Below are 7,243 nucleotides of genomic sequence, written 5' to 3'. Positions count from 1 at the left end.
CTTGTTCGGGTGTTGGGTAAAATCGAAACGAATAGGCTTTTTCCATGTCTCACATTTTAGCATATATTTCGTAAACGATGCTCATATTTAACAGTAAAGCCGTCGTAGAACGACGGGGTTTCAGACCCAAATTTTCGATGAAAGCTGCGACTTCCTCATGCAAACCCGTCGGTTCCAAATCGAACACCTCTCCATCGATGAGTTCGTAGCGATTATCGCCACCGTAACGAGCGAGAAACTCGTCAAAGCTGAGTTGCTTTTGTTCTATTGGTTGGTCGATCTCAATGGTCATAGGTCATCATGCTCAACTCTTTCAGTTTAGCGGCTTTATATGTCTGGACTTTCCCCATACAGAAATACTCAAAAATCAACAAAACCCTGACTACATGGAGCTTCTCAGAACAAATTGAAAAGAGACTAACGAGTACATTTTCCCTTGAAAATAGCTATACCGTTGAGTGTATCTGGAGTGGAGCGATTTCATAAAGTTCACTGTACGGCGATCACTAGCCTTATGGTTATTAATCTTTAGAGTAAGCGATTCCCTCTTTTTGCCGGTTTTCTGCCCCGAAACAAGCTATGCTATCTCGGAAGATAGCGACACAGGATTCTCTCGTGTATTGTCTTTTTGAATAGTCCGTAGATGCCGACACCGAATAAGCCTAACAGAGAATTGGGTTCGGGAACGGGAGGCGGCGGAGTACAGACAGATTGATTATTACCCTGTCCCTCTACACAAGGATAATCTGCAACTTCTCCGCGAGAAATTTGGTTATCACCCTGAGAAAAAAATTCTCCAAAAGACTGAACATTAAGATTGACGGGATTCCAAGTTAAACGAAAGCGGCTGTAGGTTTTACTGGGATCGAATGGTAGAAAATAACGTTTTCTAAATAGATTGGGAAAGTTAGTATCTGGAATGACCTCGGGATCGCTAGGAATCAATCCCGGTGCCAGTCGGAGTAAATCATCGATCAACAGTGCGCCATTAAACCAAGCTCTGAGTTGATAGTCGCTCGCTTCTGGCCGATTTGGGTCATAGAGTCGATTGATATTAAAAGTCACATCGGCCCAAAAACCGGTTGCCGAAGAACCCCCGAACACCACGCCATCTTCATCGTCGATATCTTTCTGCACGGAAAACCCGTCCAGATCGCTTAGATCATCTCTGGAAGCATTTGGATCGGGCTGTCCATCGATCTCATCGTCTTTATAAATACCGAGTCGCTGCAATTCAGATTCTAGGTAGCGGGCTCCGTCATCTTTTCGTAAAGTTCTATAAACAAATTTATGGTCGCCGTAATCGGGAACCCAAACCGCTAAAGCACTGGTGTCGTCCCCATCGATCACATCTACCACCCCGAAGGATATATCATAGGTTCCTGGCGCGAAATCACGGATGATCCGACCAGAATTTTCCTTGAGAAAAGGTGCAATAATCGCATCATTGAAAGTTGTAGTGGAGTTAACCAGTTTCGCATCAGTGCTACTGCTCAAGACGATAAATTCGGGATTCAAGGGATCGTTAGTATTGCGAATTAAAGCAAAAGCATAGTCTGGTTTTAAATTAGCTGGAATTACTCCTTCATTGGTAAAAAATGTCCAGCCGAAAGTATATTTAATCTTGTCGGAAAAGACCAGACGTTGGGTGATAGCAGAGCCTTCAATCGCCTCTATAAAGTTATCTATATCGGGGCTTAAAAAACCGTCGGACAGTCCTAAAGCCGATTCCAAATTAAAAGCGGGAATGGACGAATTACCCAAGTTAGAACCAATAAAGTTACCGGATAAATTGTAGATATTGCCTACCTGATTGCCGAGGGCGCTATCTTCATTTTGTTGGGCGTTGTTAGAAAGAAAAAGACCACCTCCATCTCTATACTTAACAGTTCCATTCAGTTGCTGGCTCGGAATTGTATCACCTAAAAGCATTAAAGCTTGTGCGGGACTACTCAACAGGGAAAGAGAGAAAATCCAGAAACCAGAAACAATGCAGTTAGTGGCTAAAATTCGTGAAAAAGTCGGCATTTCGTCTGGGTCTATAATGTTTAGATGTCATTATAAACCCCTTTTCAGCAATGGGGTGATCGATCGCGCTACCGCCAAGAAACATTCGTGTCAAGATTTAATGACATCAATGATGACCTCTGAAGGTTTGTCAATTATCGATCGAGTAAATGCACACCGCTAGATAACCACAAAGTTACTAGATTGGTTTAAGGCAGCAACCGTCATGTTATCAAAGGTGATAAAAGGTCGAGGACGCTGAATACCCGAACCATCTTGGTCGAGAAGTAAGATTACATCATCCGTTTTGAGACCAAAACTGAGATAACCATTGCTGATCGCATGGTTATAACTAGAGATGCTGATAGTTAAGCTTCTGAAGATTTCTGTCAAAACAACCTGATCGATTCCTACTTGAAAGTCCATGATCATGTCGCCAGTATCCCGTATGGTGGTATAGGCAAAGCGATCGCTTCCTGCGCCTCCCGTAAGGGTATCTGCGGCATCGTTGCCCACCAGAAGGTCATCTCCACTGCCACCATTTAAGATATCCCGTCCATTATTACCAAAAAGGGTATCGTTGCCATCGTCTCCGTAGAGGATATCGTCGCCTAAACCTCCATCCACATAATCCATCCCCGTCCCACCAGAGAGATAATCGTTGAGTTCTTGTCCATAGAGAAAGTCATCTCCTGTGCCACCACTTAAAAAATCATTGTCAAAACCTCCAAGTAGAAGATCATTACCATCTCCCCCGTCTAAAGTATCCCCTCCTTCTTCACCTACTAGGTAGTCAGCATCTAAACCCCCTTTCAGCAGATCGTCTCCTAAACCGCCGTAGATATTGTCATTACCTTCATTGCCTTCTAAAGCGTCATTTCCTTCATTGCCATTGAGTAAATCATGGCCTAACCCCCCGATAAGGGTATCATTGCCCATTTCACCCCAAAGGGCATCAATTCCCTCTCCACCATCGAGAATATCATTTCCCAAGCCTCCGTAGAGACTGTCATGGTCTGCCTCTCCAAATAAGAAATCATCTCCTTCTTCTCCATAGAGAGAATCATTCCCATTGCCGCCGTAAAGGGAATCATTTCTATTCAGTGTGACAGGTGCATCGATTTCAATAATGCCTCTTAGTGGCAATGATAATGGCGGGTCGTCTTTAGTAGTAAAACCGTCTTTCGGGAGATCACCCCATTGACCGTCGCTTAGTTGGAGATACCCGTAATCCTCCGTATCTTGGAGATGATCGGGTTGGCCTTGATCCCAGTTGGTGTAGGTCACTTTTTCCCCGTTAATCCACTGGAATTTTCCCTCTGTATCTTTGTCAGTTAATCCTATCCATAAACTTTCATTTCCATTCGGATATGATTCTAGTAAAATTGATAAATTATGACTCAGAAATTGATTCTCATCTATGCTATTAATAGTGACCAGATACCCTTGAAATTTTGTCGCTATTAATTGAGCGCGTTCCCAATTAGTGGATGGACTCAATAAATATTTATGACCGAGATAGAATAAAGCTTTATCATCACCATATAGTTTATCATCACCATCACCCCCGACTAGCCAATCATTACCGATTTCTCCCGCAAGTAAATCGTTTCCTTCGCCACCATTGAGACTATCGTTAGCAGATTGATTGGCGAAATTAAGATAAGGATCGCCACTATCTCCAAGAAGCAGATCTTCATCTACATTGCCCTCAATAAGATCATTGCCAAAACCTCCAAAACAAGTATCATTACCTTTGCCGCCTAAGAGATGATCATCACCATCTTCTCCATATAAGATATCGTGATCATAGGTGTTTAAAATGATTAGATCATCCCCCGGATTACCTTGAATTAGATCATTGCCCGCACCCCCTAAAAAGATATTATCTTGTCCATCGCCAATTAAGGTATCATCCCAAGCAGAGCCATTAAATTGTTCAATGGCATTGAAAACATCTCCAACTGCATCTCCACTATTATTTTGAGGATTAAAAAGATTTAGAGTAACGCCTACTTTTGCGGTTTCATAGCTAACAATATCAATAATACATTCTCCCGCGGAACAGTTAGTATCTTCATTGCCGCCGTCGAGAGTATCCGCTCCCGCTCCTCCTACTAAGAAATCGGCTCCTTTACCACCATTTAAATTATCGTTGCCACTACCACTATAAAGTTCATCTGCTCCTTCACCACCCTGCAATTCTGCTGGAATTAATAAGTCTCGGTTGAGCTTGATTACATCATCTTCCTTGCCGCCATCACCAATAACTTTTGTAACGTCACGATATTCTTGCTTGAGATAAAATCCAGTCACGGTGACAGCTTGACTATTTTCTGGCTCCGCAAAATCAATAGTATAAAATTCAGCTATATCAGTAGTATAACCGGGGGTCATTCTCATTGCCGCATCGGGACCAATATTTAATCTTAAGTTTTGAGTTCCATCTATTTTGGTCGCCAAAGCAGGGGGTGTTGGCGATTTGTCAAGATCGAAGTCAATTAGTGTTTCCGAAAGAAATTGTTTGCTCCACAATGTCCAACAACGTTTGCTAAAAAAATAATTGATACAAGCTCTGACATAAGCACTTAATTCGGCTTTAATTTTTCCATTGGCATCAAACCAATCGACTAAATTTGAATTATCCAGTAACTCATCAAAACGAACTTTTCCATCTGAATTAGTATCTTTAATATCTAAATCAATAGTTCCTAATAACCCTCCACGCACTCCCGCACCCACCGAAGCTAACCCCAAATTTATACCTGTTTCCCCATAGGCATGGATGCCAAAATCTAGTTCAACTTCTGGGGTATTGCCATCATTGATATAAAATCCGTCTTGCCAGCTATTTTGAGGACTAAATCCCGTACTATCAAATCCAAAGTCAAAATTAAGACCAGCTTTTAATGAGCCTTCCATTCCCAAAGTTAAAAAGACTAAGGTAACTTCAAAAATAGAAATATTGGGAATGTTAATTGCTAGTTGTGGGGCATCATAGGTTACTATATCTATTCCCTTTTTACCTAAGATTAAATGAAAAGCATTAACTGGTTTTTGAAAAATTGGAAATTCTAATCCTTTGCCATCGATAACTTCAAAAAATTCTTTGGTCTTAGCCTCGTTATTCAATTGATCGATAAACCCTAGTTCTGTTTTAGTTATCTCAAGATTACTCTCGCTTAGATCAAAATCTACCCGACGCGGATCTGTTTCTATTATTTTAAAACTACCTAATTTTATTTCTGAATTACTGTCACTAGGAATGGATTTAATTATAGAATCAATATCATTGACTGCTTCCAAAAATTCTATATCGCTACTATTAATATATTTCAAACGTTTAGCTACATCTAACAAGGTAAAAGGAGCAATAACCTTGAGATCGATCGGTTTATTTAAAATATCCGTTACTGGTTTAATAATTTTAATTATCGAACCTATTGGCTCTTTAATATCAGACAAAAACTTTCCAAAAAAGTAACCCAGAAAGCTACCTAATTTTATTTGAACATCGTTGAACTCAAGTTTTTTTATTTCTCCAAAATCTTGCAAACTTTCCTCAATATCGTCTTGATTAAATGTCCAGTTTAAATTAAAATCTGTACTAAGAGATGGCAGATAATTACTAGAATCAAGTTTAGTTGTGAAACCTAAATTAATATCTGCTTCTCCAGATGCTTTCACATCAAATGTTGGAGTTTCATCAACCTGAAAACGCCAAAAATTGTCAGATTCCTGCACATCTAATACAATATCTATACCGATATTACTATTTTTATCACTAACATCAACATCGAAAAATCCTAATTCTCCTGTAGCATCCAAATCAGGCAAAGATAGATTAGTTGTTAACTTCAGATCGTCTGGTGCTAAAGTATTAAAATATAAGCCAGTATTATCTTGTCCAAAATTGAGATTAAGTTCATAAACTAGATCAACTTTAGCAGAGCCATTATTAACCTTTAATCCCAAATTTGGTAAGCCAATGTCGGTGGATATATTAGTATCAAAAGACTCTAAGTTTTCGCCAAGTTTAAACTTAAAATTACAGTCGTCTGCCGCCAATTTTACTGTGATATCATCTACCGTTATTTGATGATCGCCATTATTATTCCTTAACAGTTTTAAGCCATTAGGTCCCAACTGATCAAAGAGAAATTGCCGAACAGCATCCTCTCCTTTATCTTCTAGTTTATTCAAAACTTTTGTGAGCTTATCTGTTTTTAATTCGTTTAACTTTTTGATAATTTTTTCACCGATTACACTGAGTTTATCACTACCAATAAGAGGTAAAGTTGCCTGACTATTAATAATATTATTTTGAACGCTCTCTATTATTTGATCTATGATTTTACCTACAATAGTCGTTACCCAATCGCGCAATGGTTGAGTGGACTGTTCAACTTGAATATTTTGATCTGCTAAAGTAATCGTATTACTATCATCTTCAACTTTCAAACTTGCCATTTCTTGCGGACTCAGTTTGATTCCCCGCAATAAAGCACTGAAAATAGCTCCCTCATCACCTGAAGCATCTTGACTATTAATCTGAGCATCAACAAAATGACCTACTTCTTCTAAAATAACCTCGACAATCTTTTCCGGACGCTCCCAATTCTGCTGTAGATATTCTTCTGATAGATAAATTGTATTATTTGCTTCCGCAAACGCTCCGTTAGCTCCTTTTAATTCTCCCGATGAAAGCAGCTCTATTCTGGGCAATTGATGAAAATCTGAATTTTGCCACTCTTGTTGTAAACTGAATAATTTTTCTTGATTAAAGTTCTGCCCAAAAACTTCTGTACTTTGTCGATAAAAATCTGAAGAATTGGCAAAGTCTTCTAAGTAATTAGCGAACAACAGATCCTTAAATATTTCTGAAAAGTTAAGATGATTTAGCTTCAACAAGACATTATTTCTAATAACAGTAGACATCTTAGCCTCCTTCCCTTTCCTAGTTAAACTTCTTTCTAGGATATTTGTCCAAAACTAACTCGGATTTTTGACTTAACTAAATAGGGTCTGGTGAAAAAGTTTTTCCTGGGGGTAGGGTGTGGGGTGTGGGGTGTGGGGTGTGGGGTTTTACTCATTATTCATGTGGTCAATTACCTAATTTTCAGGAAAAAAGTCCAGGGATTTTCCCCCCAATCACTCCAAAGGTCGGCACTTTTTGAGGCAAAAAAAGTCTAAAAGCGTTATCCAACAAGGTTTTTAGATTTATTCAGCAAACCCT

At 39.5% G+C, this 7,243-nt stretch carries 4 protein-coding genes; all 4 read right to left on the bottom strand.

Annotated features, from left to right (window positions below; all coding sequences use genetic code 11):
* Positions 1-46: helix-turn-helix domain-containing protein (locus O9295_RS27590; protein ID WP_353737100.1), on the bottom strand; the 46-nt coding region annotated here is incomplete at its 3' end.
* A 3-nt stretch (positions 47-49) separates the two neighbouring features.
* Complete coding sequence (locus O9295_RS23935; protein ID WP_288035820.1) at positions 50-292, bottom strand: hypothetical protein; 243 nt, start codon at positions 290-292, stop codon at positions 50-52.
* Positions 293-582: 290 nt separating this feature from the next.
* Positions 583-2,028, bottom strand: a complete 1,446-nt coding sequence (locus tag O9295_RS23930; protein WP_288035818.1) for a hypothetical protein — start codon at positions 2,026-2,028, stop codon at positions 583-585.
* 159 nt (positions 2,029-2,187) lie between these two features.
* On the bottom strand, positions 2,188-6,945 hold the full coding sequence (locus O9295_RS23925) for a lectin-like protein (protein ID WP_288035812.1): 4,758 nt from the start codon (positions 6,943-6,945) through the stop codon (positions 2,188-2,190).
* Positions 6,946-7,243: the final 298 nt, after the last annotated feature.

This window comes from Microcystis sp. LE18-22.4A, assembly GCF_027531105.1.
Classification (GTDB): Bacteria; Cyanobacteriota; Cyanobacteriia; order Cyanobacteriales; family Microcystaceae; genus Microcystis; species Microcystis aeruginosa.
Note: the sequence above shows the minus strand (reverse complement) of the source record. Positions and strands in the feature narration are given on the sequence as shown.